The organism is Ignavibacteriota bacterium (assembly GCA_016707525.1).
In the GTDB taxonomy this organism is placed as follows: Bacteria; Bacteroidota; Ignavibacteria; order UBA10030; family UBA6906; genus JAGDMK01.
Genome location: JADJHP010000003.1, coordinates 111,137 through 136,484, shown reverse-complemented (window position 1 = coordinate 136,484; position 25,348 = coordinate 111,137). Strand labels below are relative to the sequence as shown.

13 protein-coding genes and 1 tRNA gene are annotated in these 25,348 nt (G+C 61.5%); 10 read left to right on the top strand and 4 right to left on the bottom strand.

Translation table 11 applies throughout. From position 1 onward, the window contains the following. The first annotated feature begins 401 nt into the window (after window positions 1–401). Complete coding sequence (locus tag IPI01_06760; protein ID MBK7257493.1) at window positions 402–3,086, top strand: T9SS type A sorting domain-containing protein; 2,685 nt, start codon at window positions 402–404, stop codon at window positions 3,084–3,086. 93 nt (window positions 3,087–3,179) lie between these two features. Here the strand turns inward: IPI01_06760 and IPI01_06755 are convergent. Continuing rightward, window positions 3,180–3,251: transfer RNA gene (locus tag IPI01_06755), tRNA-Asn, on the bottom strand. 285 nt (window positions 3,252–3,536) lie between these two features. Between IPI01_06755 and mgtE the strand changes: the two genes are divergently transcribed. Then, on the top strand, window positions 3,537–4,916 hold the full coding sequence (gene mgtE, locus IPI01_06750; protein MBK7257492.1) for a magnesium transporter: 1,380 nt from the start codon (window positions 3,537–3,539) through the stop codon (window positions 4,914–4,916). Between the two features lie 93 nt (window positions 4,917–5,009). Here mgtE and IPI01_06745 read toward each other — a convergent pair whose 3' ends face one another. Both IPI01_06745 and IPI01_06740 read right to left on the bottom strand, forming a co-directional pair. Then, window positions 5,010–5,420 carry an outer membrane beta-barrel protein gene (locus IPI01_06745; protein ID MBK7257491.1) on the bottom strand — a complete coding sequence of 137 codons (411 nt, stop codon included), beginning with the start codon at window positions 5,418–5,420 and terminating at the stop codon, window positions 5,010–5,012. 46 nt (window positions 5,421–5,466) lie between these two features. After that, a complete protein-coding gene (locus tag IPI01_06740) occupies window positions 5,467–7,752 on the bottom strand; it encodes a TonB-dependent receptor (protein ID MBK7257490.1) in 2,286 nt (761 codons plus the stop codon). Window positions 7,753–8,004: 252 nt separating this feature from the next. Between IPI01_06740 and IPI01_06735 the strand changes: the two genes are divergently transcribed. Beyond that, complete coding sequence (locus IPI01_06735) at window positions 8,005–11,112, top strand: right-handed parallel beta-helix repeat-containing protein (GenBank protein ID MBK7257489.1); 3,108 nt, start codon at window positions 8,005–8,007, stop codon at window positions 11,110–11,112. Further along, window positions 11,013–11,537, top strand: a complete 525-nt coding sequence (locus IPI01_06730; protein ID MBK7257488.1) for a hypothetical protein — start codon at window positions 11,013–11,015, stop codon at window positions 11,535–11,537. Before IPI01_06735 ends, IPI01_06730 begins: the two co-directional genes overlap by 100 nt. Window positions 11,538–11,571: 34 nt before the next feature. Here IPI01_06730 and IPI01_06725 read toward each other — a convergent pair whose 3' ends face one another. Further along, window positions 11,572–12,285, bottom strand: a complete 714-nt coding sequence (locus tag IPI01_06725; GenBank protein MBK7257487.1) for a sulfite exporter TauE/SafE family protein — start codon at window positions 12,283–12,285, stop codon at window positions 11,572–11,574. A 213-nt stretch (window positions 12,286–12,498) separates the two neighbouring features. Between IPI01_06725 and IPI01_06720 the strand changes: the two genes are divergently transcribed. The 6 genes from IPI01_06720 to IPI01_06695 all read left to right on the top strand — a co-directional run bounded on the left by IPI01_06720 (window position 12,499) and on the right by IPI01_06695 (window position 25,266). Continuing rightward, window positions 12,499–12,888, top strand: a complete 390-nt coding sequence (locus IPI01_06720; protein MBK7257486.1) for a hypothetical protein — start codon at window positions 12,499–12,501, stop codon at window positions 12,886–12,888. A gap of 117 nt (window positions 12,889–13,005) precedes the next feature. Then, a complete protein-coding gene (locus IPI01_06715; protein MBK7257485.1) occupies window positions 13,006–14,988 on the top strand; it encodes an NPCBM/NEW2 domain-containing protein in 1,983 nt (660 codons plus the stop codon). A 39-nt stretch (window positions 14,989–15,027) separates the two neighbouring features. Beyond that, window positions 15,028–16,437, top strand: coding sequence for a sugar porter family MFS transporter (locus tag IPI01_06710; protein MBK7257484.1), 1,410 nt, complete (start codon window positions 15,028–15,030; stop codon window positions 16,435–16,437). A gap of 64 nt (window positions 16,438–16,501) precedes the next feature. Further along, window positions 16,502–20,689 carry a glycoside hydrolase family 127 protein gene (locus IPI01_06705; GenBank protein ID MBK7257483.1) on the top strand — a complete coding sequence of 1,396 codons (4,188 nt, stop codon included), beginning with the start codon at window positions 16,502–16,504 and terminating at the stop codon, window positions 20,687–20,689. A gap of 55 nt (window positions 20,690–20,744) precedes the next feature. Further along, the gene (locus tag IPI01_06700) at window positions 20,745–20,885 is read left to right on the top strand and encodes a hypothetical protein (GenBank protein ID MBK7257482.1); all 141 of its coding nucleotides are present in this window, start codon (window positions 20,745–20,747) and stop codon (window positions 20,883–20,885) included. Further along, window positions 20,866–25,266, top strand: coding sequence for a response regulator (locus IPI01_06695; GenBank protein MBK7257481.1), 4,401 nt, complete (start codon window positions 20,866–20,868; stop codon window positions 25,264–25,266). Before IPI01_06700 ends, IPI01_06695 begins: the two co-directional genes overlap by 20 nt. The last annotated feature ends 82 nt before the right edge of the window (window positions 25,267–25,348 follow it).

Here is a 25,348-nt window from a genome sequence, read left to right as displayed (position 1 = left end):
CGCCCAAGCTGCTTGATGGCAGGCAAGGCGGGGTCTCCTATCACGGATGGTACATATCTTCTGCTGAATGAATGGATCGTATGATGAGCAACATCGACTCCCAGACGGGACATGAAGTGACGGAAAGTTCGTTCGCGGTGATCATTCGTGGTTCACATCGGATTTGACAACCTCGCTGCCGAGCCGTATTATTGAATGGCATCACCGGGGAACGATATGGCCCTTGACCGATCAGCAATGCCATGTCGGACAATTCGACACCTCACCGGAAAGGGAGAGAGGAGCAGATGCCCCCACCTAATGATGTTGATTGATCGGAGTGGGGGATTCGTATCAATCCCGTCCTGATCCCTTTCCTCCCGTGATTCCAGATTTCAGACCGCTTCACGCTGGGGGTGCACATGCGCATTGCCATTCTTATCACGTGCCTCTTTCTCCTTCCGTTCATCTCACACACGGCGTACCTGCACGATGTTCCGGTCACCGTCCGGCAACCGGACGGCAGTACGCTGCAATGCTTTGCGACAGGCGACGAGTATCATAACTGGCTCCACGACCGCAACGGGTTCACCATCATCCAGGACCGGACGAGTGGGTTCTACGTGTACGCCGAGCGGAGGGGAGAGTTGCTTGTCCCGACAGCCGAACTCCCCGGCCGAGATGATCCCGCCGGCGCAGGGCTGCTTCCGCACGCGAACATTTCCCTCCAGGCGGAAGAGGCGATCCGTGCCCTGACGCCGGAGTATGCACCGCCAGTGCACGCGGCCACGCCGAGGACCGGCGTGATGTCCAACCTGGTCATCTTCGTACGCTTCAGTGATGATGACGCATTCGGGGATAGCTTCGCGCAGTATGTCGCCAAATTCAATGAGGCCACTCCTGGAGTGAGCTCGGTGTACAACTACATCCGGGAGATATCGTTCGGCCGGCTTGAGGTGATGACATCGTTCTTCCCGACACAGCCGGGATCCACGGTCCTCTCGTATCTGGATGTCCGGCCCCGCGCGTACTACTATCCGTACAGCGCAAGCGACACCATCGGCTATCCACCCTCGCAACGGTACATCCGCGAACGGGAACTCACTGACCGGGCGATCAGCGCTATCGCTGGCCAGATCCCCAACGGCCTTGTGCTCGACGGCGATGGGGACGGGTATGTCGACAACGTGTGCTTCATCATACAGGGTGATCCTGTTGCACGGGGTACCTTCCTCTGGCCTCATATGTCGTCGATGCGGGATATGGGCCCGATGATCGGGACGAAGAAGGTGAACTTGTTCAATGTCCAGATGCAGTCGCGTGCCACCGTTGCCGTGTTCGTCCATGAAATGTTACATTCGCTTGGTGCGCCTGACACGTATCGGTACACCACATCGGATAACGTTGTTCCAGTCGGTCGTTGGGATCTCATGGCGGATACCCGGGAGATCCCTCAACACACCGGGGCATGGCTCCGGTACAAATACCTGGGATGGATCGACACGATCCCGCGGATCACAACATCGGGGCGCTATTCTCTTCGGCCCTTGACTTCACCCTCGAACAACTGCTACAGGATCGATTCTCCTGTGGAAGGCGAGTGCTTCATCCTTGAGTATCGGAAGCGGACTTCCATCTTTGAGAGCATTCTTCCGGGCGAAGGGTTGCTGGTATACCGGATCGATAGTCTCCTTCGCGGAAATGCGGATGGCCCTCCCGATGAAGTGTATCCCTATCGACCGGGCGGCAATCCCTACCTTGGTTTCCAACTGAACGGCACGCTGGATTCCGCTGCATTCTGCAGGCCAGCACGCACGGCGATCAGCGGGATGACGAATCCGGCGTGCATCCTCGCATCAGGGCTGATGGGGAATCTGGATCTCTCGGAGATCGGTTTCCCGGGAGACAGCATCACATTCACGGTGAACATGAAGCCCGCCCCTCCTGCGTGGGAGCGTGTTGCTTCACCAACGCCCGGGGCGATCAATGCGGTCACTTTCACGAGCCCTGCGTCAGGGTGGCTGGCGGGAGAGTCGGGGCTCCTTCGATCAACGGATGCCGGACTCACCTGGGCGGCCGTATCTTCTCAATCAAACAAACCGTCATATGGAGTGAGTGCGGTGGATCCACTCCGTTGCTGGGTCATCGACTCTGCGGCGATAAACCGCACATCAGACGGCGGTGTTTCCTGGGAGCCGTCGCTTGTCAGCGTGCCTGAGGGTGGCCGCCTGTGCGCGATCCAGATGCTCTCGGCCACCCGTGGATGGGTTGTGGGAACGGGAGGTGTGCTCTACACGACCACGAATGGCGGCATACATTGGACGCTCGTACCGTTGTCGACCACCAGGACTCTCCGGGGTGTATACTTCGCTGATCCATCGCGAGGATGGGCGATGGGGGACCATGGCACTCTGGCGGCGACACAGGACAGCGGTGCCACCTGGACGGTCTGGACCTTTACCGATACGCTCACCATGCAGAGCATGACATTCGCAGACTCGCTGACAGGATACCTCGTGGGGGACTTCGGCCGTATCTACCGGACAACGAATGGTGGCGAAGTCTGGATCCTGCAACAGGGGGTCCCAACGCGATCATCCCTGAATGCCGTTGCATTCTCCGGCCGCGATTCCGGTTGGGTGGCGGGAGCCCGGGGCACGATCCTCAGGACGACCGATGGAGGAGCGACGTGGGGGTACATGGTGAGCGGGACGACGCAGGATCTGCATACCATCGCGGTTGTGAACGGGCAGACCCAGCTCATCGCCGGCAATGCGGGAACGCTGCTGAAAAGTCCCGGGTCGTCGGTTACTGCCGTCCGGGAGAGGCGTGCCGATCCTGTTGGAGGATTCATGCTTGCGCAGAACTTTCCCAATCCTTTCAATCCGACAACTACCATCCGGTTCGCCTTGCCTGCACGCATGCGCGTGAAGCTCACGGTGTTCAACGTTCTCGGCCAGCAGGTCGCCGTTCTGCAGGATGGAGAACAGGATGCGGGGGATCATAGCGTGCAATTCGATGCGGGAGGATTTTCAAGCGGGGTCTATTTCTATAGACTGCAGGGGGCAACTTCACGGAGACCCGGGAGGCTTTTGGTTCTCCGGTAGTGGTGATCGCCATCAGGGATGCCACGATTGCATAGCGTAGGGCGTGTTCCAAAACGCAGAAAGCCCCGGAATTTCTTCCGGGGCTTTCTTGTGCTCCGCGAGCAGGACTCGAACCTGCAACCCTGCGGTTAACAGCCGCATGCTCTACCATTGAGCTATCGCGGAATCTACCTCATCCTCTTCGCTGAACCACCGCGATGTACCGCTCATTGTCCAACCCGGAGGATATTTTCAAGATAATGCTTCTCGGGGAAAATGTCAATTGCTTTTTCCTCGCCACTCTCCGACCTTATGATGGTATCTTGGGCCAACCACCTCCAGTCCTCAGAAGGTCCGTACCGTCTCCACCCTTGTCCATTGATCGTCCATGCCCGGAATCGCCGTCACGGTGCTGATAATCGCTTTTTACCTGTCTTCGCTCAGCGAACGAACCATCGTAGAGAACACCCCATGATCGGCAAGATCATCCAACCGGAACTCGAAGCATTCATCGCTTCGCGCGACTTCAGCGGCCTGCAGGCCGTCTTCAAAGAGATGCTCGTCCCCGATATCGCCGAGGTGATCGAGGATATCAAACCGACCGACCGCGCCGTCCTGTTCCGCCTCCTCCCGAAACAGATCGCCCTGGAGACGTTCGAATACCTGGACGGCACCGCCCAGCGGGAACTGCTCGCCGAACTCGGCAAGGCCGAGGTGGTCTCGCTGCTGGACGAGATGCACCCCGACGACCGTACCGCACTGCTCGAGGACCTTCCCGGTACGATCGCACGTGACCTGATCGGATCTCTCTCTCCCGACGAACGGCGCGTTGCTCAGGCCCTGCTGGGATATCCCGAGAACAGCATCGGGCGCCTCATGACGCCCGAGTACCTTGCCGTCCGGCCTGAAACGACCATTGCGGCGGTCATGGAGAACCTCCGGAAACACGGACGCGACAGCGAGACGTTCGATGTCATCTATATCGTCAACACCAAGGGAGTCCTTCTGGATGACGTACGGCTCCGCGAACTCCTCCTCGCTCCCCCCGAGGTGTCCATCGGATCGATCGCCGACGGGATCGTCGTCTCCCTGAACGTCACGGAAGACAGGGAAGCGTCCATTCAGATGTTCCAGCGCTACGGGCGGACCGCACTTCCGGTGGTCGATAAAGAAGGCGTCCTGATCGGCATCGTGACCGTCGACGATGCCCTGGCCGTTGCGCAGGAAGAGCACACCGAAGACATTCACAAATTCGGCGGTCTGGAAGCGGTCGAGACCCCGTATGCCGCAACACCACTCCTCACGCTCGTGTGGAAGCGTGCCGGATGGCTGGTGGTTCTCTTCCTAGGGGAGATGCTCACGGCAACGGCCATGGGCTACTTCGAGAACGAGATCGCCCGCGCCGTCGTCCTCGCGTTGTTCGTCCCCCTGATCATCTCCAGCGGGGGCAATTCCGGGTCGCAGGCCGCGACCCTGATCATCCGTGCGATGGCACTCGAAGAGATCAGGCTGGCGGACTGGTGGCGTGTCATGAGACGCGAGCTTCTCTCCGGACTCATCCTTGGCCTCATCCTCGGATCAATCGGATTCCTTCGCATTGCAGTCTGGTCGGCATTCTCGCCGATCTACGGCGAACACTGGCTGCTGGTGGGGCTGACCGTCTCGGGAAGTCTGGTGGGGGTGGTGATGTGGGGTACCTTGTCCGGATCGATGCTGCCGTTCCTCCTCAGGGCACTCGGTGCAGATCCCGCGGCTTCATCGGCACCGTTCGTGGCAACGCTTGTTGACGTGACAGGACTGGTGATCTACTTCAGCGTCGCTTCCTTCATCCTGGCGGGGACGCTCCTGTAATGCCACATGAATAGATGCTGCCAGACAAATTGCAGGCAGCCTCACGGTTGTGGTGCGCATCCCGCTATGCTGCTCGTGGCGGGATGCTTCTTCCTACCGCCACATGTACTCGACCGTGAGCATGAGATACCGCGGGAGAACACGGTTCGTGGTGTCCTCAATGTAGGATTCCGTTACCGTCCTCCCGATGCTCTTGTTCTGATCCAGGATGTCGTACATCGTCAACCGCACCTCCCCCCGGCTCTCGGCCAGGAATTTCATCCCCACCGTCGCCGTCCACAGAAAACTGTCCTGGTCCTGTCCGCCGGCCAATCCCGTCCGCAGCATATAGGACGCTTGATTGCGTACCACCACGATGTCCCAGAATGTGAGCGTGGATCGCAGACTCGCTGTCTGGGTGAGGTATGACGCCTGCGAATTCTGCGTGAGCGTGTTCCTGCTCGTCGTGTACGTTGCGTTGTACGTCAGATGCCCATCCACTTCACGGCCCACGTTCGTTCCCACCGCGAGGCCCCCTCCGAAGGACCAACCCGTCGTGGCATACACCAAGTCATTCAACATGCCGGGGGAATGGCTCACGGAGGCATTGGTGCTCAAATTGAGGTTGCTGGAGATGTCTTCGAGAGGGAATCCGAAGTCCGCATTCCCGCGAACGCTCCAGTAACCCGACATGTTCACCGGTGTCGTGATCTGACTCCCGGCGGTCGCTCCAACACCACCGGCAAGGATCGTGTCGCGCATGAAGCGTCCGGATGTGGTTCGCGACGTAGTCATTGGCCGCCGACACCATCACCATGAACATCCTGCTTGTCGCGCGGTCCGCTTCGGTCTCGAGCAACCGCGCGGTGAGCGAATGGGTGTACGTTTGCCGGAGGGACGGATTGCCGCCGCTCAGGAAGAGCGGGTTGCTGTTGTCCACGACATCCTGCAACTGGGTGATCGACGGTGCCTGTGTCGAACCGCGATAGTTCACCCGGAAGTGATGTCCGAGCGCAGGGGAGTGATCCAGTGTCACGCTTGGCAGCACGGACCAGAATGTATACCTGGACTCCGCGTCGGACGGATACCTCCGCTCACCCTCCAGCGTGGCCCTCTCCAGCGCCGCTCCGACAGTGAACCGTGTTGACGTTGTCCTGATCTGATAACTCACTCCTCCGCGCTGCGACCAGTACAGGTTGTCGTAGCTGTTCGACAATGCCTGATCGAGGGTGCGCACGCCAATGCTATCCTCGTTGTACGTCCGCGTGTCCGATGCGGACCGCGTGAGCGAGGATTGCACTTCGACCTGCGCCTGGCTGTTCACCGTCATGGGTTCTGTGTATGCCACACGCGCCGAGTATCCCAGCCCCGAGATCTCCGTCGATCGTTGTTGCCGCGTGAGATCGGCCAGGTTGCCGTCGGTCGATACCGAAGACCCCAGCGTCGCGTCCCGGTCGCGGGCGTTCCCGGAAAGCGTGGCGTCCACCGAGATGGTGCGCCCCGGCAGGTCGAATTTGTGACGGTACAACACGTTCTGCGAAAGGGTGTACCCCGTGCTGCTGGACCAACTGTCGGTCGATGCCACGCTGGACGATCCGCCCGCGAAGAGCGAGGCACCATCCATGACGCTGATGCCGTCGGTGGATTGATAGCTGACGTTGGGAACGAACAGCAACGAGTTCATGGAGTCGATCGGAACGTCGAGCCGCATGCTGAACCGGTGGTTGCCATTACCGGTGGAGCCCGTCGACCGCTCTTCGTATGCGGTCCGCGTATCGCCGGCGATGGTGTAGTCGCGATGCGTTGATCGGTCGTTCTCGTTGTCCGACCGGTTGAAGAAGTAGCTTCCTGTGATGTTCACACCGCTTTGCCACATATCGGTATAGTTCGTTCCGATCGAGTGGACCGTCGAGATGCCGCTCTGGATCCCGATCATGCTGTTGGCGAGTTCGACGGTCCCTCCCGGGCGTCCCATCCCCCCCTGCGGAGGCGCACCCCCGGCTCCGCCGCCCGGCCCGCCTCCCGGTCCACCGCGTGGCCGCCCCTCACCGAATCCTCCCCGCGGCCCACCTCCACCCGGTGGGCCTCCCAGGCTGCCCAGGATGTCCTGTGCCGAGAAGTTCTGCTGGTTCGCGTTGTTGCTCTGCCCCAGCAGGGAGATCCGCTGGGTGCCGTTGAAAATATTGCCGGAGCCGGTGGCGACATACCTGCCGCTCTCACCATAGCCTGCGGATGCGCGTCCGAATTGCGACCGGCGCCGGCTTTCACGTGTGATGATGTTGATGGTCCGCATCGACTGGCCGTCATCGAACCCGGTGAACTCCGACTGCTCGCTCATCTTCTCGAAGACCTGCACCTTCTCGATGGCGTCGGCGGGGATGTTGCGCAGAGCGATCAACGGATCGGTGCCGAAGAACGGGCGGCCATCCACCAGGACCTGCTTCACCTCTTCACCCCCGGCACGCACGATGCCCTCCGTCACCGAGACACCGGGAAGCTTCATCAAGAGGTCTTCCGCCTGCGCATCGCGATGGAGCTTGAACGCGTCGGCAACATATTCCGTTGTGTCGGCCTTCTGGACGGCGGGAGGGGTTGCGTGGACCAGGACTTCACCGATAGGGATCGTGCGTGGCCGCAACAGGACATCTTCGATCTGTCCTGAGGAAGCCGTGATCGTGATGGTCCGCCGTGCGTGATGGTAGGCGAGATGGTTGACCTGCAGGAGATACGTGCCGGGATCGATCTCTGCGAACCTGAAGACGCCGCTGGTATCGGTCCAGGTGCGATGAACAACGGCGGTGTCTGTGTCGTGTGAAAGGGTGATGATCGCGCCGGAGACAGGGATGCGTGAATCCATGGCAAGAACGCATCCATGGATCTCATGCGATCGGGACCTCGCCGGGAAGGCGAATAAGGCGGTGAGAATGCAGAACGTGAGAATGCGCATCGGGTGGCCCGGGGTGGTATCGGAGATTCGTCCTCATTAGACCGGAGGAGAAGGACAGCGGTTTAACGAGAGGTTGTTAACTCCTTTAAATTGGTGCTGTTCTTGCTTGCATCGTCCTGATGCACTTGCTACATTGGCATGTCCCACAAGCAGAGGCCTCCGATGTTCTCCCGCTCATTCCGTATCGCCGCCCTCAGTCTGCTGTTGTCCATCAGTGCTGCCTGGGCCCTCCCCCCGGCCGCCGTTTTCCATGTTGCGCCTTCTGGCAACGACCGCGCTGTGGGTGATGCCGCCCACCCGTTCGCATCGCTTGCCCGGGCTGCCCGGGCAGTGCAGGATCTCCGGTCGGCCCGGCCAGGCCTCACGGATACCGTGCTGGTCCTGCTCCATGGCGGACGGTACTTCCTGAACGCACCTCTCCATCTGGGATCCGGGATCAGCGGTTCCGCAACATCGCCCACAGTCATCGCGGCCCTCCCGGGCGCATCGCCTGTGCTCAGCGGCGGCGCCGTCCTCACACAGTGGACCCGGACCACCCTCGATGGGAAGAACGTCTGGGTTGCCGCGTTGCCCGCACAGGTACGCAGGTCCAATCCCGATGTGCGCGAACTGTGGGTGAACGGTGAGCGCAGATCTCCGGCACGCTTTCCCGATTCCGGCTATCTCTCCGTCGATACCATCCCTGAGATCACGCCGTCCATGGACTGGATGGAGGGTCAGCGTTCCTTCGTCGCGAAACCGGGGACCGTACCGCCGAAGTTCGACCTCAGAGGGGCGCAGGTCGTCCTCTCCACAAAATGGGTCGAGTCGTACCTGCCCGTGACAACCTATGAACCGGCGTCGCGCACGTTCCGTTTCGCGCGCAGGTCGGTGTTCCGCATCGATCCCGGTGATGTGTACTATATCCAGTCCGCGCGTGGCGCATTGAACGTACCGGGGGAGTGGTGGCTCGACGAGAAACAGGGGAAGATCTACTATCTGCCGATGCCGGGTGAGGACATCCGGAGCATCGATGCGGTCGTGCCCGTCCTGGAGCAGGTGATGCGGATCGAAGGCGAACCCGCACGAGGCCGCTGGGTGGAACACGTCGTCTTCCGCGGGATCGGTTTCAGCCATGCCGAGTGGTTCTTCCCGAAAGGATACACGACCGATTCGCGCAATCCGGATGTTGGCGGATTCAATCAGGCCGCGACAGGAGTGCCCGCGGCCGTAGCGTGCACCGGGATGCGGCACGTCACGTTCGAGGAGTGCGCGATCACACACACCGGAACCTACGGCATCTCCCTCGGGGCCGCATGCCAGGACAATCTCATTCAGCGGTCCGAGATCGCCGATCTTGGCGCCGGGGGCGTCTTCCTTGGCCTCAAGACCCTGGAGAACGATCGTGCATTGTTGACGCAGCGGAACCGGCTCCTCGATAATCATATCCATAGCGGGGGGAAGATCTTCCACAGTGCCATCGGCGTGTGGATCGGCCAGAGCCCGTTCAACCGCCTCATCCACAACCATATTCACGATTTCGAGTATACCGGCATCTCGATCGGGTGGACGTGGGGGTATGGGCCGGCGCTTGCGTACGGGAATATCGTCGAGCTGAATCATGTGCATCACATCGGTGTCCTGAGCAATGGCGAAGGGCCGATGCTGAGCGATCTCGGCGGCATCTACACGCTTGGCTATCAACGCGGGACCGAGATTCGGCGCAACGTCTTCCATGATATCGCGGGACGGGTGTACGGCGGATGGGGCATCTACTTCGATGAGGGGACGACGAATATCCGCGCCGAGGAGAACCTGGTGTACCGCACGAAGCACGGGGGGTTCCATCAGCACTACGGGAAGGAGAACATCTTCCGGAACAATATCCTGGCGTTCGGCGCGGAGTATCAGGTCGCCCGGACCCGCTTCGAACCCCACATGAGTTTCGCATTCGAACGCAATATCATTCTCTGGAGCGGTGGGCCCGTGCTCTTCGGTTCGATGCGCGACAGCAATCTCATCATGGACCGGAATCTGTACTGGCCGGTGCAGGGGTCGTTCCGGTACGATTCCCTCGATTTCAGCGGCTGGCAGCGTACCGGACGCGACGTGCATTCCCTGGTCGCTGACCCCGGGTTCGCCGATGCCGCCGGAGGCGATTTCCGGCTCAAAGAGGGTTCGCCGGCATTCGCGCTTGGCTTCCGCCCCTTCGATCTGTCTGCGGCCCTTTCTTCGGCTCCGGTAGGGGATGCGACCCTGCCGCCCCGGTTCGCCCGGCGCCTCATCTATAATAATGACGGTTCAAGCATCCCGATGGATTTCGATTCACTCACCGTGCGCGACATCCACGGCCGTGTCGATCCCATTGCGGAGGCCGGGGTGACGACGTTCATCTATAATATCAATCCCGGACAGAACCCGGGGTACCCGAGCAGCGTTGAGTCCATGTTCCATTGGCCGGATGCCCCGGTGCATGCGAAAGAGGGATGGCCGTTGCTGGGGGCCAGGATGAGCAGGAACCTCGCACGCTTCGGCACCGACTCCCTCGACCAGGTGCGGATCGTCCTTGATCGTGCCCGGCTGCGCGGCATGGAGGCCTTCCTGAGCTTCCGCATGAATGAACTGCATGATGTGGACAAGCCCGAGAGCCCTCTGCTCGGCGATTTCTGGAAGGCCCACCCGGAGTGGCGGGTGGGGGGATATGCCGGCTGGGGAAAAGAGGCCCTAAACTACGCGGTGCCCGAGGTGCGTGCATACTTCTACTCCCTCGTGAGGGAAGCGCTTGAGCGGTACGACATGGACGGCTTTGAACTCGACTTCATGCGTTTCCCGTACTATTTTCCGCTGAAGCCGGATTCGATGACCCACTTCGCAGGCATCCTGACGGACTTTGTCGGCCGCGTGAGGGGAGTGGTGGACAGCATCTCGGTTGCGCGCGGGCATCGGATACTCCTTACCGCCCGGGTGCCTTCATCACTCAAAGGGTGCGCATATCTTGGTGTGGATCCGGCAACCTGGTGCACGAAGGGCATGATCGACGTTCTTGCGATCGCACCGTTCCTGTCGACCGAGAATGACATCAATGCGCGCGAGTTCAAGGCGGTCTGCGGCCCTGTGCCCGTGTATGCGGCGCAGGAGTTCACCATGGGGAACCGTCAGATGACGCGGGGGAAAAGCGGGCAACAGCTGCGTTGCACTACGCCAACGGCGCTGACGGGATCTACCTGTTCAACTACTTCGTGGCATGGGATGGAGGGATCGAACCTGATCTGGAGGTCCTGCATGAGCTGATCGATCCGTCACTGTTGGAAGGGAAGGACAAACTGTACTCGCTTGCGCCGGCGTGGTTCCCGGTGCCCGGCGTAAGCTTGACATCGCAGCTTCCACTCGCGTTGCGCAAGGCTCAACTCGAGACTGTAGAGCTGAGAGTCAAAGAGTCCATGCCTCCGCGGACACTGGTGCTGCGGATCGAGTGCAAGGAGGATATGGAGCTGGAGGATGTGGTGGTCTTCTTCAATGGCATACGCTTGCAGGACGGCCACATGCCCGCCGCTCCACAGATCTTTCCCGAGAAGGTGGTCCGCCAACTTCCCGATGTGAAGAAGTCGGTCGAGTTCTCCGTTGAGCCGTCGTTGCTCCAGGGGCTCAACCGGATCGGCATCCATGCGCAGAAAGCGATGACGGTGGAGTACGTGTATCTTGGCCTGACGAAATAAGAATTAAGAACTAAGAATTCTTAGTTCTTAATTCTTAGAGGCCAAGAAAGAGCACGCTCAGCCCCGACATGGCAATGATCCCGCCTGCCATGGCGTGGATGTAGCGTTCGAGGCGGGGGAAGGGGATCAGTTCGACGCCGGCCAATCCGAGGAAGACCATGCCGAGCATCGTTGCGATCGTTGTAAGGGCGAAGACCGTCGCAACGAGGGCCACGCCGAGCGACGAGTGGATGGCCGCGGGATACATGAGCAACGGGATCAGCGGCTCGCACGGGCCGAAGACAAAGATGCTGAAGATGATCCAGGGCGTCAGGTTCGCGGGCTTGCCGTGTTCATGGGGATGCGCGTGCGCTGAGTGATGCGTGTGCGTGTGCTCGTGCACCGCGCCATCTGCATGGGCGTGTGCATGGGAATGCGGGCGGGAGCGGATCCCGTGCCAGATCCCCCAGACCATGTATGCCAGTCCGAAGCCGGTCAGCATCCATGCCGCAACCTCACCGCGTATCGATTCGACCCACTCAAGATGCGACAGTGCACTGCCCAATGCGATCCCGACCGCTCCGAGGAGGATGGAACTCCCTACATGGCCGAGGCCGGAGAGTACCGTCACGTACAACGTCTTGAGCCGGCTCCATTTGCCCGCGCGGGCCATAGCGACGAACGGCACATAGTGATCCGGCCCGACAAGGGTGTGGATGAAACCGAGTGATGCGGCAGTGCCGATGAGGGTATACAGATCGCTGTTCATGTGGTCCATGTGAAAGGAAACGACCACTCAGAATACTAAAGCCGGCGGCCAAAGGCAAGAGCCCGGAGCGCTGCTGCCCGACGCCCGGGGTCATCCGTTTGCGGCATCCGTCTGAGACATCTGTCCACGGGCTCTCGTTGCATCTCTCAAGAACACGGCGTACATTCACCTGCATAGCCACTCCTCCCGGGAAGCCACACAGAAAGTTACGGTATGCCCTGGAAACTCGAGGTCTCCGGTTCTCCCGCTATCATCGAAGTGATCTATGAAGGTGTCGTCGCTCCCACCGACCTGGAAGCCGCATTCTACGCTGCGCTTGCCGAAGGATCTCAGCGCCAGAGCCTGCTCTTCCTCGCGAACCTGGCCTCGCTCACCGGAGGCCACTCCATCATTGATCTGATGGACATCGTATCGCGTATCGAAGCGGAAGGGATCGACCGGAGCTTCCGGGAAGCTGTCCTCGTTCCCCCGGGAACGCCTCTCGGTCAACATGCAGAGTTCTATGAGACCGCGTGCCGCAACCGGGGGTTCAATGCACGCGTGTTCAACGACAGGGATGAGGCCATCGCGTGGCTCCGCAAAGCCGTGGTGCCCGGCCCCTGATCTCGCCACTGTCCGCCACATCCATCTGTTCCGATCGCCCCGGGCACCGGGTGTAACATTGCTGTGATGAAGCCACCGCACGACATCCCTGATCACTTTCCAGCCGGAGACTCAACCGTGACCCGCCGTATCCTTCTCGTCCTCGTAATTCTCGCGTGCTCGTTCACGGAAGCCTCAGCCATTCCTCCAGCCCCTCAGGATTCCGTGTGGCTGGGCGCTCTCGATCTTACCCATCTCCGGCAGGGGTGGGGGAGGCCCAGGGCCGATTCTTCCGTCGATGGATCGCCGCTGCGCCTCGGAGGCGTCACGTACCGGAAGGGCGTCGGCACTCATGCACGTGCCATTCTTCGGATCGACCTGCACGGATCCGCGGTGCGCTTCCGTGCGATCGCCGGGGTGAACGATAGCAGTAACGGCGCGGGGTCCGTACGCGTGCGGCTCCTCGGCGACGGAAAGATCCTGTTTGAGTCCGGTGCGCTTCGCACAGGCAGGGGCGGGGTGGCCATCGATACCGATCTTCGCGGCATCGATACGCTCATCCTCATGGCGACGGATGCAGGGGATGGCATTGACCACGATCACGTGGACCTGTGTGATGCACGGATCCTGTATTCGGGTGTGCCGCCCCGGGCGTTCACGCCGGCCCCCGAACAGCCGTTCCTCCTGACCCCGACCCCGGGCCCGATCCCGCGCATCAATGGTGCGCGTGTTATCGGATGCAGGCCCGGCCACCCGTTCCTCCACCGTATCCCATGCACCGGCGAACGTCCGATGAAGTTCACAGCCGTGAGCCTGCCGACCGGACTCACGCTTGACGCCTCTTCCGGGATCATCCGCGGCACCGCTCCTGCGGCCGGGACGCACCGCGTGACGATCACGGCGACGAACGCGCGGGGATCCGCTTCCACACAGTTCCGGATCGTGAGTGGCGCAACGCTTGCGCTGACGCCGCCCATGGGCTGGAACCACTGGTACGCGCACTACAACCGCGTGACCGATGCACTGATGCGTGATGCGGCCGATGTGATGGTCCGCAGCGGCATGGCGGACGCAGGCTATCAATATGTGTCCATCGACGATTGCTGGATGAATGCGCCGCAGCACAGCGATCCGCTCCGCGTCGGCCCGCTGCGTGATGCGCAGGGGAACATCCTGCCGAACAAACACTTTCCTTCGATGCGCGGCCTCACGGATCATATCCATGCACTGGGATTGAAGGCCGGCATCTATACGTCGCCCGGCCGCCTCACCTGTGCGGGTTTCTCAGGAACACTTGGCCATGAGGAACAGGATGCGAAGCAGTTCGCGGCATGGGGATTCGACTTCCTGAAGTACGACTGGTGCAGTTACACGGAGGTCACCGGAAATAATCCCGATCGTGCCGCGCTCCGGAAGCCCTACGAGATCATGGGCAAGGTGCTGGCCTCGCAGGACCGCGACATCGTGTTGAATCTGTGCCAGTACGGCATGGGCAACGTATGGGAGTGGGGTGCTGCCGTGGGTGGACAATGCTGGCGGACCGCGGGTGATCTTGGATTCGAACTTGACCGGATCTTCGAGGTCGCCCTCCAGAACGCAGAGCATCGTGCATGGTCGGGCCCCGGCTCGTGGAACGATCCGGACTATATTCAGATCGGGTATGTGGGGAGCGCATTTACGGGAGGGGAACCGACACCAACACCCGTCCCGCCACGCATGCAGTATGTGTACATGTCGCTCTGGTCTCTGATGGCATCGCCGCTCTTTTTCAGCGGCGATATGAACCGGCTCGATCCCTTCACGCTCAACATCCTCTGCAATCCTGAAGTGAACGAGGTGAACCAGGACCCGTTGGGACAGAGCGCTGCGATGATCCCGCTCGACGAGGAAACGTTCGTGATGGTGAAAGAAATGGAGGACGGCTCGAAGGCCGTCGGGTTCTTCAACCGCGATGAGATCGACCGGGATCTGACGGCATCCTGGAGCGTGCTCGGACTTCAGGGAACGCACACTCTCCGCGATCTGTGGCGGCAGAAGGATATCGGTACCGCCGCGGGGTCGTTGACGTACCGCGTGCCAGCCAGGGGCGTCATGTTCGTCAGGGTGCGCCCCCTCCATTGAAACGACCGATCCACGTCACACTGCAAACGGAACATCGCTATGACATCAGCTTCGAAGGACCTCTCTGCATCATTCGATCTGCGTTTTGTATGGCTCATCTCCGCCGTCGCCGCGATGGGCGGACTGCTGTTCGGGTACGACTGGGTGGTGATCGGGGGAGCAAAGCCATTCTTTGAGCCGTACTTCGGGCTCGAGGATGAGGCCGTTCGCGGATGGGCCAATAGCTGCGCTCTCCTCGGGTGTCTGCTCGGCGCGCTCTTCACAGGAGGCGTGAGCGATCGCTTCGGACGGAAACGACTGCTCCTGTTGTCGGCCGTGCTCTTTGCCGCTTCCTCCATCCTGACGGGCTGGGCGGGCAGTTTCACCGCGTTCGTCACCTGGCGCATCGCCGGGGGCGTTGCGATCGGGATGGCCAGCGCACTCTCACCCATGTACATCGCCGAGATCGCCCCGGCCCACCTGCGGGGGCGGCTGGTCTCGCTGAACCAGTTCACGATCGTCATCGGCGTCCTCGCCGCGCAGGTGGTCAACTGGCGCATCGCGGAACCCGTACCGGATGCCGCAACAGCGGAGTTCATCCGCATGTCGTGGAACGGACAGGAAGGGTGGCGCTGGATGTTCACGGTGGTCGCGATCCCCGCGGTTGCCTTCTTTCTCGGATCACTCGCCATTCCCGAAAGTCCACGCTGGCTGATCAAGAACGGTGCCGTGGACCGCGCCCGGGAGGTCCTGCGGCGCATCGGTGGTGAAGCGTACGCAGCAGCGGAATGTGCCACGATCCAGGAGACCATCGCCACGGAAGAGGTACGGCAGGTGCACTTCCGCGACCTCCTTGCCCCCGGTGTGCGCAGCATCCTCTTCGTCGGTGTCACCCTCGCCGTGCTGCAACAGTGGAGCGGCATCAATGTGATCTTCAACTATGCGGAAGAGATCTTCCGCACCGCCGGGTACGGGGTGAGTTCGATCCTCTTTAATATCGTCATCACCGGCATCGTGAACATGGTGGCCACGTTCATCGCCTTCGGCACGGTGGACCGGTTCGGACGGCGCGCGCTGTTGCTCATCGGGTGTGCCGGGATCGGTCTCTTTCATATCCTCATCGGTCTCGCCTACCTGCTGCACTGGACGGGCCCGGTGGTGATCACGTTCGTCCTCCTGGCCATCGCAAGCTATGCCATGTCGCTTGCACCGATCACATGGGTCCTGATCTCGGAGTTGTTCCCGAACAGGATCCGGGGGGCGGCCGTTGCCGTTGCGGTCTCTGCGCTCTGGATCGCCTGCTTCCTCCTGACGTACACCTTCCCCTTCCTGAACGCCGCCCTCGGCGTATCAGGGACGTTCTGGCTCTATGCCGCCATCTGTATCGCAGGTTTTGTCTTCGTCTGGTTCCGCGTCCCTGAAACCAAGGGAAAGTCCCTGGAACTCATCGAACAGGAACTGACACATTGACGTTGCAGAACGTGCCCCTATGAGATCACTGTCCTCGTCTCTCCTTCACTCTGTGAGAACACCTATGCACACAGTCTCCCGTATCCTTGTCCCCGTGCTTGCCCTGATGCTCTCTGCTGCGTTCTGCCGGGCCGGGGACGCATGGCGCCTGCCTGCCGATGCGCCGCTTCTCACCCCCTGGTCGGCGAAAGTGGATCCCGCGAAGCCGCTCCCGGATTACCCGCGGCCCATCATGACGCGCAAGGAGTGGCTCAACCTCAACGGACTCTGGGGATATGAGCTGCCGTCAACTCTGGACACGCCGCCTTTCGGGAAGGACCTGTCTTCACAGATCCTTGTGCCCTTCCCTGTAGAATCAGCACTCTCCGGTGTCATGAAGCGCACGGACCGGATATGGTACCGGCGGATGTTCTCCGTTCCGAAGGCCTGGGCCGGCAAACGGATCCTTCTGCATTTCGGCGCGGTGGATTGGGAATCGGTGGTCTTCGTGAACGGTGCCCGGGTCGGAACACACCGGGGCGGCTACGACCCGTTCTCCTTCGACATCACGGATGCGCTGAAGTCGTCGGGCGCACAGGAGATCGTGGTTGGTGTGCACGATCCGTCGGATGCAGGCGATCAGCCCCGCGGAAAGCAGGTGCGGAAACCTGGCGGCATCTGGTATACCCCCTGCACCGGGATCTGGCAGACGGTATGGTGTGAACCTGTACCCGCCACCGCGGTCAGGGACCTCCGCATCGAGACAGGGAAGGATGCCGCGTCATTCATGGTGACGGTGGATGCCAGCGGTGAGCCTGCGGGTACGGAGTGCATCGTGACGGTATTCAACGGCAGGAAAGAAGTGGGGAAGGGGCGCGGCACACCCGGGGCACCCATCAGTGTGGGTGTACGCTCCCCGAGACTCTGGTCGCCGGAGACGCCGTTCCTCTATGATCTGAAGGTGACACTCGTCCGCAATGGGAAGACGATCGATGCCGTCGGAAGCTATGCAGGCCTCCGCACGATCGCCGTGGCACGCGACGCGCGCGGGATCCAACGCCTCATGCTCAACGGGAAGCCTGTGTTCCAGGTCGGTCCCCTCGATCAGGGCTTCTGGCCTGACGGCATCTACACCGCACCGACAGATGCCGCACTCCGGTACGACATCGAGATCACGAAAGAACTCGGCTTCAACATGACGCGCAAGCATGTGAAAGTGGAGCCGGCGCGGTGGTATTATTGGGCGGATCGTCTCGGCCTTCTGGTGTGGCAGGACATGCCAAGCGCGAACAACACCACCCCTGCTTCGCGGACCCAGTTCGAGGCCGAACTCGACCGGCTCGTGGCGACGCACCGGAACCATCCGTCCATCATCATGTGGGTGGTCTTCAATGAAGGGTGGGGGCAGTACGACACCGAACGTCTGACGGCCCATGTGAAGCAGCTCGATCCGGCGCGGCTGGTGAACAATGCCAGCGGTTGGACCGACAAGAATGCCGGCGATGTCATGGACATTCATTCCTACCCGAAACCGGCGGCGCCGATCGCGGAATCGGCACGCGCGATCGTCCTCGGCGAGTTCGGAGGACTTGGCCTCGCCCTGCCCGGACACACGTGGAAAAAGGAGCACTGGGGATACAAGGGGATGAAGGATGCAGAGGAACTGACGTCCACGTATGCACAGTTCCTCGGTTCGGTACGCCGGCTCAAAGATACCGATGGGCTCTGTGCCGCGGTGTACACGCAGATCACGGACGTCGAGGTGGAATGTAACGGCCTGATGACCTACGACAGGATGGTCGTCAAGGCACCGGCGCACCTGGTCGCTGAAGCGAACCGTGGTGCGATCACTCCTCCCGCGCCTGCGAACGGCATCTCCCTGCATGCCGTGATCGATCCGCCGCACACCTCGACGGGGAGCCAGTGGAACCGGCCACCCCTTGTGGGCACGCCGATGACGCGGTTGCCGATCGGAAGCATCAGGCCCGAAGGGTGGCTCCAGCGGATGCTGGAGATCGAACGCGATGGCATGGTCGGGCACCTGGCCGAGATCTCTCCCTGGCTCGATCCTTCAACGAGCGCGTGGGCGAACGCAGAGGGAAAGGGCTCGCGCGGGTGGGAGGAACTCCCGTACTGGTTGAAAGGGTATGGGGATCTCGGCTACGTCCTCGGGGATACCTCCATACAGCGCAAGGCACGTTTCTGGATCGAGGCGATGCTCTCGTCGCAACGCGAGGACGGCTGGTTCGGCCCGCGCGATCTGCTCACCTCGCTCGAGGGGAAGCCCGATCTCTGGCCGCACATGGTCATGCTCAACGTCCTGCAATCCTACTATGAATATACCGCAGACCCGCGCGTGATCCCGTTCATGGAGAAGTACTTCGCATGGGAGAACACGCTTCCGGAGACGGCCTTCGGTGAGGGCTACTGGCCCAAGACGAGGATGGGAGACAACATCGAGAGCGTGGTGTGGCTGTACAACCGAACGGGGAGAGTGTGGCTGCTCGACCTTGCGGGGAAGATGCATCGTAACATGTCGCGGTGGGACTCCACGGTCGTGAACTGGCACAATGTGAACATCGCCCAGGGGTTCCGTGGCCCGGCGATGTACTATCCGGTGGCGCGCGACTTCTCCCTCTTGCATGCCGTGGAGCGGAACTACCGCCAGGTCCGCGGGATGTACGGCCAATTTCCCGGCGGCGGTTTCGCGGCCGATGAGAATGCGCGGCCCGGCTTCATCGACCCCCGTCAGGGATTTGAGACATGCGGGATCGTGGAGTTCATGCACAGCTTCGAAATGCTCACGCGTACGGGCGGCGGTACGGTCTGGTCCGACCGCTGCGAAGAGCTCGCGTTCAACAGCCTGCCCGTGGCCCTCACACCGGACCAGAAGGGGTTGCACTATCTTACCTGTGCCAATCAGGTGCAACTGGACAAGGAGCTGAAGACGCCGGGGATCCAGAACGGCGGCACGATGTTCTCGTACAGTCCTTTCCAGACCTACCGCTGTTGCCAGCACAACGTCGCCCATGGCTGGCCGTACTTCGCAGAGGAGATGTGGCTTGCGACGCGTGATGGCGGCCTGTGCGCCTCTCTCTACGCTCCCTCGCAGGTGCGCGCGGTGGTAGGAGATGGCATCGCCGTGGGCATCGAGGAGCGGACGGACTATCCCTACGACGGTGTGGTTCGATTGCGCGTGACACCGGCGAAGAAAGTACGCTTTCCGCTCTACGTCCGCATCCCCGGCTGGTGCGCGGAGGCATCGGTCAGCATCAATGGCGCCGCGACCGCATTGCCTTCATCCGGCGGGATGTTCGCTTGCATCGACAGGCAGTGGTCGCCGGGTGACGAGGTCGTGATCACCTTCGCGATGCCGCTGCAGGTACAACGGTGGGAGAAGAATCAGAACTCCGTGTCCGTGAATCGCGGCCCGTTGACCTTCTCCCTGAGCATCGGCGAACGGTGGGAAAAGTACGGCACCAACACCGCGTGGCCGGAGTGGGAAGTGTTCCCCACGACGGCCTGGAACTACGGCCTGGTGCTCGACTCCGTGGATGCAGCCCGGTCGTTCACCGTCGAACCCCGCACGCCGGATCCGCATGCGCTCCCCTGGACCCCTGCGGCATTGCCGTTCGTGATCAAGGCCACGGGACGGAGGATCGATGGGTGGCAGGCCGACTACCGTAACCTGGTCGGGCCACTGCAGAAGAGTCCAGCACGTACGGCCGCACCTGAAGAACCGCTCACGCTCGTGCCCATGGGTACGGCGCGGCTCCGTATCACATCGTTCCCCACGGTGACGACGGATGCGCGGGGGGTGGAATGGGTGCCGCCGCAACGCCCGCGTCCGATCCCGTTCACGATCAGTTACTCGTATATCAATCGATATGAAGATCCTGAAGCGGTCGCCGATGGCTTCGAGCCGAAGGCTTCGAACGATGAGAGCATCACGCGCATGAGCTGGTGGGATCACAAGGGGACCGCGGAGTGGATCCAGTACGATCTCCCATCAGAGCAGTCGGTTTCCTCCTGCTCCGTGTATTGGTTCGACGATGGAGTCGATGGTTTCTCCCGGGTACCGCAGTCATGGCGGATCCTCTATCGGGCGGGTGATGCGTGGGTTCCTGTTCAGGCGCAGTCGGCATATGCAACGGAGAAGGACGCGCTCAATGTCGTCCGCTTCACACCGGTCACGACCAGAGGTTTGCGCATGGAAGTTCAGCTCCAGAAGGGCCTTTCCTCGGGCGTTCTTGAGTGGAAATTCAGCCAATAGGCATACAATAGAGTGACAATGGCATGATGATTGCGTTCCTGGAGGCAGATAGTTCATGAAAAGGCGGTTCCCCCTGCTCGCCCTGTCGCAGAAGGCGCAATTCCTGAACGCGGGGGGAAAGCCGTCGACCATCATCAGCCATTGGGCTGATATCGGCCACAGCTCAACTGGGAACCATGGTCTCCGGGCAAAGTGACCTGATTCTGGCCCTGCAAGGCCTCGCTGCGCTGCTTCTCGGGAGCCTTGCCTGGCCTGTCGGGGGGGATCATCAGGAACGACGATTCTGGAGGGTGCTTGTCTTCTTCCTTGCACTCTCAGGCATCGCCGCCTGGTTTGAGGCATTGGCGTTCAGTTTTCCCGAGGGTGGCAAGTTCCAATATGTGGCCGGACTTGTGGCCTCCGCGGGTTTCCTCCTGCTCCTCGATGTTGTGGCCGTCAGGTTCTCCCTGACCCGTGCATTGTACTTGCTCCCCGCGGCCGGCATCGCTGTGCTCGCCAGCGCATCCCTCTTCGCACCACCGATCGTTGTATGGATCATCTGGGCGGCCATCGCGATGGCGGGTATCGGCGTGGCAGCGGTTCGCATCTGGCAACACGGGGCCGAGCATGCGAAGGGGGGGCGACTCATCCTCCGGTGTACCGCGGTGAGCTTCGGCGTGTACGGGCTGAGCAGGGTCCTTCAGGGACTTCCGGCCGTCTTCGCTCCCTTCACGCCGCTCGAGCCGGAGAGTTGGATCGGTGACCCGGGCCTTGCGCATCATGTCCTTCCTACACTCTCCTTGATCATCGCTGCGTTTGGATTCTGGATGGTGCACCGGCACTGTCCTGTGCACCGCGCCAGACCACAGACCATAGGCATCTGGGCGGTCCAGGGGGGCGTGATCTTCGTTACCGTGCTCTCGTTCGGCGCAGCGCGTTGGGTCGGAAGTACTGTTGATGCCAGCCATCGTGACCGGCTCTTCCTCCATGCCTCGGGCATTGCGCAGACGCTCAACATGCAGCGACTCATGGCTCTGTCCTACACGGCAGCCGACACTGCAAACCCGGTGTACGAGCGGGTGTCCAAGCAGATGAATGCCTATGCCGTGCGGTTCGGTTTGCACGATGTGTACACGGTGGTCCAGCGGAATGGATCATTCGTCTTCGGGCCTGAACTCGGCAGGGAACAGGACTCGGAGCGTGCCATGCCCGGTGTTGTCTATCAGAATCCCCCCGTGGCTCTCAAAGACGTCTTCCGGCTGCACCAGGGTGGCATCGTCGGTCCGTATGAGGATGAGTTCGGAACGTTCGTGAGCGCCTTCGTTCCGGTGGTGGATGCACGTGAGGGGAAGGTGTTCGCAGTGGTCGGCGTTGATGCACAGGCGGGGTCGTGGTCCCGCGAGATCGCGCAGGCACGACTGGGTGTGATCGGCTTTGGTTTTGTTCTGGTCCTGATCCTTGCGTACGGGGGGACGGTGATCGAGCGGCGGGTGGGGGGAGCCGGGGGGCGGTCGTGGTGGCAACGCCACATCGAAGCGGTGATGACGGCGGTCCTGGGCGTGTTATTGAGCCTCGGTGCCGCATTCATTGCCCATCGCGTGGAGGCCCGGTCACAGTCCGCCATGTTCATGCGCCTCGCCGACGCCCACGCCGCGATGATCGATGATGCATTCCGTGAGATCCGCAATGAGCTGCTGAGTCTCGTCCGGTTCTTCGAAGGAAGCGAAGCGGTCACGCGCGAGGAGTTCGCTCACTTCGTCGGACCGCTCACGCGGAGGTCCGCCGTTGAAGCGTACGCCTGGGTGCCCAGGGTCGGTCGCACCCAACGGCCTGCGTACGAAAGTACGATGCGGGCAGAGGGCCTCGTCGCTCACGGTCTCGTGGCCCGCAGGGCCGATGGTGCGAGGATCCCCGCCCCCGCCTGTGATGAGCACTATCCGATCGCCTTCGTCGAGCCGATGCGGGAAAACAGGGATGCGATCGGCTTCGACTATGCGTCGGATGACGAGCGCCGCGATGTCCTGATGCGCTCACTCCGGACCCGGTTGCCGACAGCGACTCCATCGCTCACGCTCTTTACGGATTCGATCCCGAACCGCGGCATCATCGCTGTTCACCCGGTGTTTGAGAATGATCCGGGGGGCGGTCAACGGGCGAAGGGCGACGGCGCTCCGGTGGTCAGGGGGTTTGTGGTGGCGGTCATGAAGCCCGCGGTCACGGTGCGCGAGGCTCTGACCAAGGCGGAGATGTTTGGCAGCGTCCTGCGCGTCGAGCTGTTCGATATCTGCGACCCGGCCCACCCCGTGTTTCTGGCCTCGTCTGCAACTCCCGATGAGGGAAGGTTCCCTGTTCCGGGGGCCAGCACGGATAGTCTCAGCGGTCCGTATGCCTTTGTCAGCCCTCTGTTTCTCTTCGGGCGGACATACGTCATTTCGATCCATCCGGATGCCGAGTACCTCCAGGCGAATCTCGTGCGCGGTGGATGGGTCGTTGGTGCGGGCGGGATCATCCTGACCGCCCTGATGACGGTGCTGATCGGGTTCCTCAGCACGCGCCGCGCAGTACTGGAAGAGCAGGTCCTCACACGCACCGAAGCCCTCCGGGAAAGCGAAGAGAAATACCGGAGCGTGGTGGAGCGCGCGAACGACGGCATCGTCATCGTGAGGAACGGCGCGATCCACCTGGCGAATTCCGGCTTCGCGTCGATGGTGGGCGAAAGCCAGAGCGGGTTGTATGGGTCTCCCTTTGCGGCACTCCTTGCTTCCACCGAGCGGCAACAATGGGAGGAACGGGCGCTCCACCGGACGGAAGGGAACGGCCCGCATGCCAGGCTGGAGACGTCGTTGCTGCGGAAAGACGGCACGACAATTCCGGTGGAACTCAGCGCAGGGATGGTGCACGATGACACCGGGATCTCCGATCTCGTCATGGTGCGCGACGTGTCCGAACGCCGCAGGGCCGAGGCGGAACGCGGCCGGCTGATCGCAGACCTTGAGGTCGCCAAGCGGCGTGCCGAAGATGCCACGCGGGCCAAGAGCGAGTTCCTCGCGAACATGAGCCATGAGATCCGCACACCGATGAACGGCGTCATCGGCATGACCGGCCTGCTGATGGATACGAACCTCACGCCCGAGCAACGGCAGTACGCCGATATCGTACGCACGAGCGCGGAGAATCTTCTCACGATCATCAACGACATCCTGGATTTCTCGAAGATCGAGGCGGGCAAGCTCGATATTGAAGAGCTGGATTTCGAAGTGCGTGGACTCATTGAAGACACTGCGGAGATGCTCGCGGTCAAAGCGCACGAGAAGCGCCTCGAACTCGCCTATGTGGTGGACCCGTCGGTTCCGGCAGTCCTCCGGGGCGATGCAGGGCGCCTGCGGCAGGTGCTGGTGAATCTCGGCGGCAATGCGGTCAAGTTCACCCGTCACGGGGCCGTGACCATCGAGGTGGACCGGGTCGCTGAGGTCAACGGGAAGGTCGTTCTCAAATTCACGATCATCGACACGGGGATCGGGATCGCCGGGGAAAAACAGAAACAACTCTTCAAGCCGTTCACCCAGGCCGATGGTTCGGCGACGCGGGAGTTCGGCGGGACGGGCCTCGGACTCGCGATCTCGCGGCAGATCGTCGAACTCATGGGCGGCGAGATCGGTGTGAGCAGCACTCCGGATCAGGGCTCACGCTTCTGGTTCACGGTCATGCTGGCGCGCGGTTCCTCGCAAGAGCAAACGCCAGAACCGGTCTCCCCGATCGAGGGGGTGAAGGTCCTTTCCGTCGATGACAACGAGACCAACCGCCTGCTGATCGATACGCTGCTTACCGGCTGGGGGTACAAGGTCGTCGAGGCACAGGACGGCGAATCGGCGCTTCAGGCGATGCGCGCGGCAGTCGAAGCGGGGGAGCCGTTCAGGATCGCCCTGCTGGACATGCTCATGCCCCGCATGAATGGCGTTGAACTCGCCGAGCACATCAAGAACGATCCCGTGCTGCGGGACACGTCGCTGGTACTCCTGACATCGCTCGGCCAGCGGGACAGGTCCGACCTGTTCCACCAGGCAGGCTTCAGCAGGGTGTTGTCCAAGCCCATCCGGCGTACGAGCCTCCAGCAGGTCCTCGCGTCGCTCCTGGCAGGCCCCGGCGGAACCACGGCTGCAGGAACGCTACCGGCCGGGAGCGAGGTCGCTCCACCCCCGGGCGGAAAGGCTGCGATCCTTGTCGTCGAGGACAACCACATCAATCAGATGGTTGCGCTCAAGATCCTCCGCAAGCAGGGGTACCGGGCCGATGCGGTTGCCAATGGTGTCGAAGCGATCCACGCCGTCCAGAGCGTACCCTACGACCTGATCCTCATGGACTGCCAGATGCCGGAGATGGATGGGTTCGAGGCCACGGAGCGGATCAGGAAAGGCGAAGCAGGTGAGAAGAACAGCGTGATCCCGATCGTTGCGATGACCGCGCACGCGATGAAAGGCGACCGCGAACGGTGCCTGGCATCAGGGATGAATGATTATCTTGCCAAGCCCGTCCAGCCTGCACTCCTGGGGGCGACCATCGCGAAGTGGATCCTCCAGACACGCGGCGGCGAACAATAGCACCGCGTTGCCACTTTTCGCTTGACACGACACCCCTCTGCACGTATATTGCACCATCATGAAATCCGTCAACGCATATCGC

Bases quoted from the DNA above. Each gene is read 5' to 3' on its own strand.
- mgtE (MBK7257492.1), top strand. From the start codon at position 3,537: ATGATCGGCAAGATCATCCAACCGGAACTCGAAGCATTCATCGCTTCG.
- IPI01_06710 (MBK7257484.1), top strand. From the start codon at position 15,028: ATGACATCAGCTTCGAAGGACCTCTCTGCATCATTCGATCTGCGTTTT.
- IPI01_06705 (MBK7257483.1), top strand. From the start codon at position 16,502: ATGCACACAGTCTCCCGTATCCTTGTCCCCGTGCTTGCCCTGATGCTC.
- IPI01_06720 (MBK7257486.1), top strand. From the start codon at position 12,499: ATGCCCTGGAAACTCGAGGTCTCCGGTTCTCCCGCTATCATCGAAGTG.
- IPI01_06740 (MBK7257490.1), bottom strand. From the start codon at position 7,752: ATGGATTCACGCATCCCTGTCTCCGGCGCGATCATCACCCTTTCACAC.
- IPI01_06735 (MBK7257489.1), top strand. From the start codon at position 8,005: ATGTTCTCCCGCTCATTCCGTATCGCCGCCCTCAGTCTGCTGTTGTCC.
- IPI01_06760 (MBK7257493.1), top strand. From the start codon at position 402: ATGCGCATTGCCATTCTTATCACGTGCCTCTTTCTCCTTCCGTTCATC.
- IPI01_06695 (MBK7257481.1), top strand. From the start codon at position 20,866: ATGGTCTCCGGGCAAAGTGACCTGATTCTGGCCCTGCAAGGCCTCGCT.
- IPI01_06700 (MBK7257482.1), top strand. From the start codon at position 20,745: ATGAAAAGGCGGTTCCCCCTGCTCGCCCTGTCGCAGAAGGCGCAATTC.
- IPI01_06725 (MBK7257487.1), bottom strand. From the start codon at position 12,285: ATGAACAGCGATCTGTATACCCTCATCGGCACTGCCGCATCACTCGGT.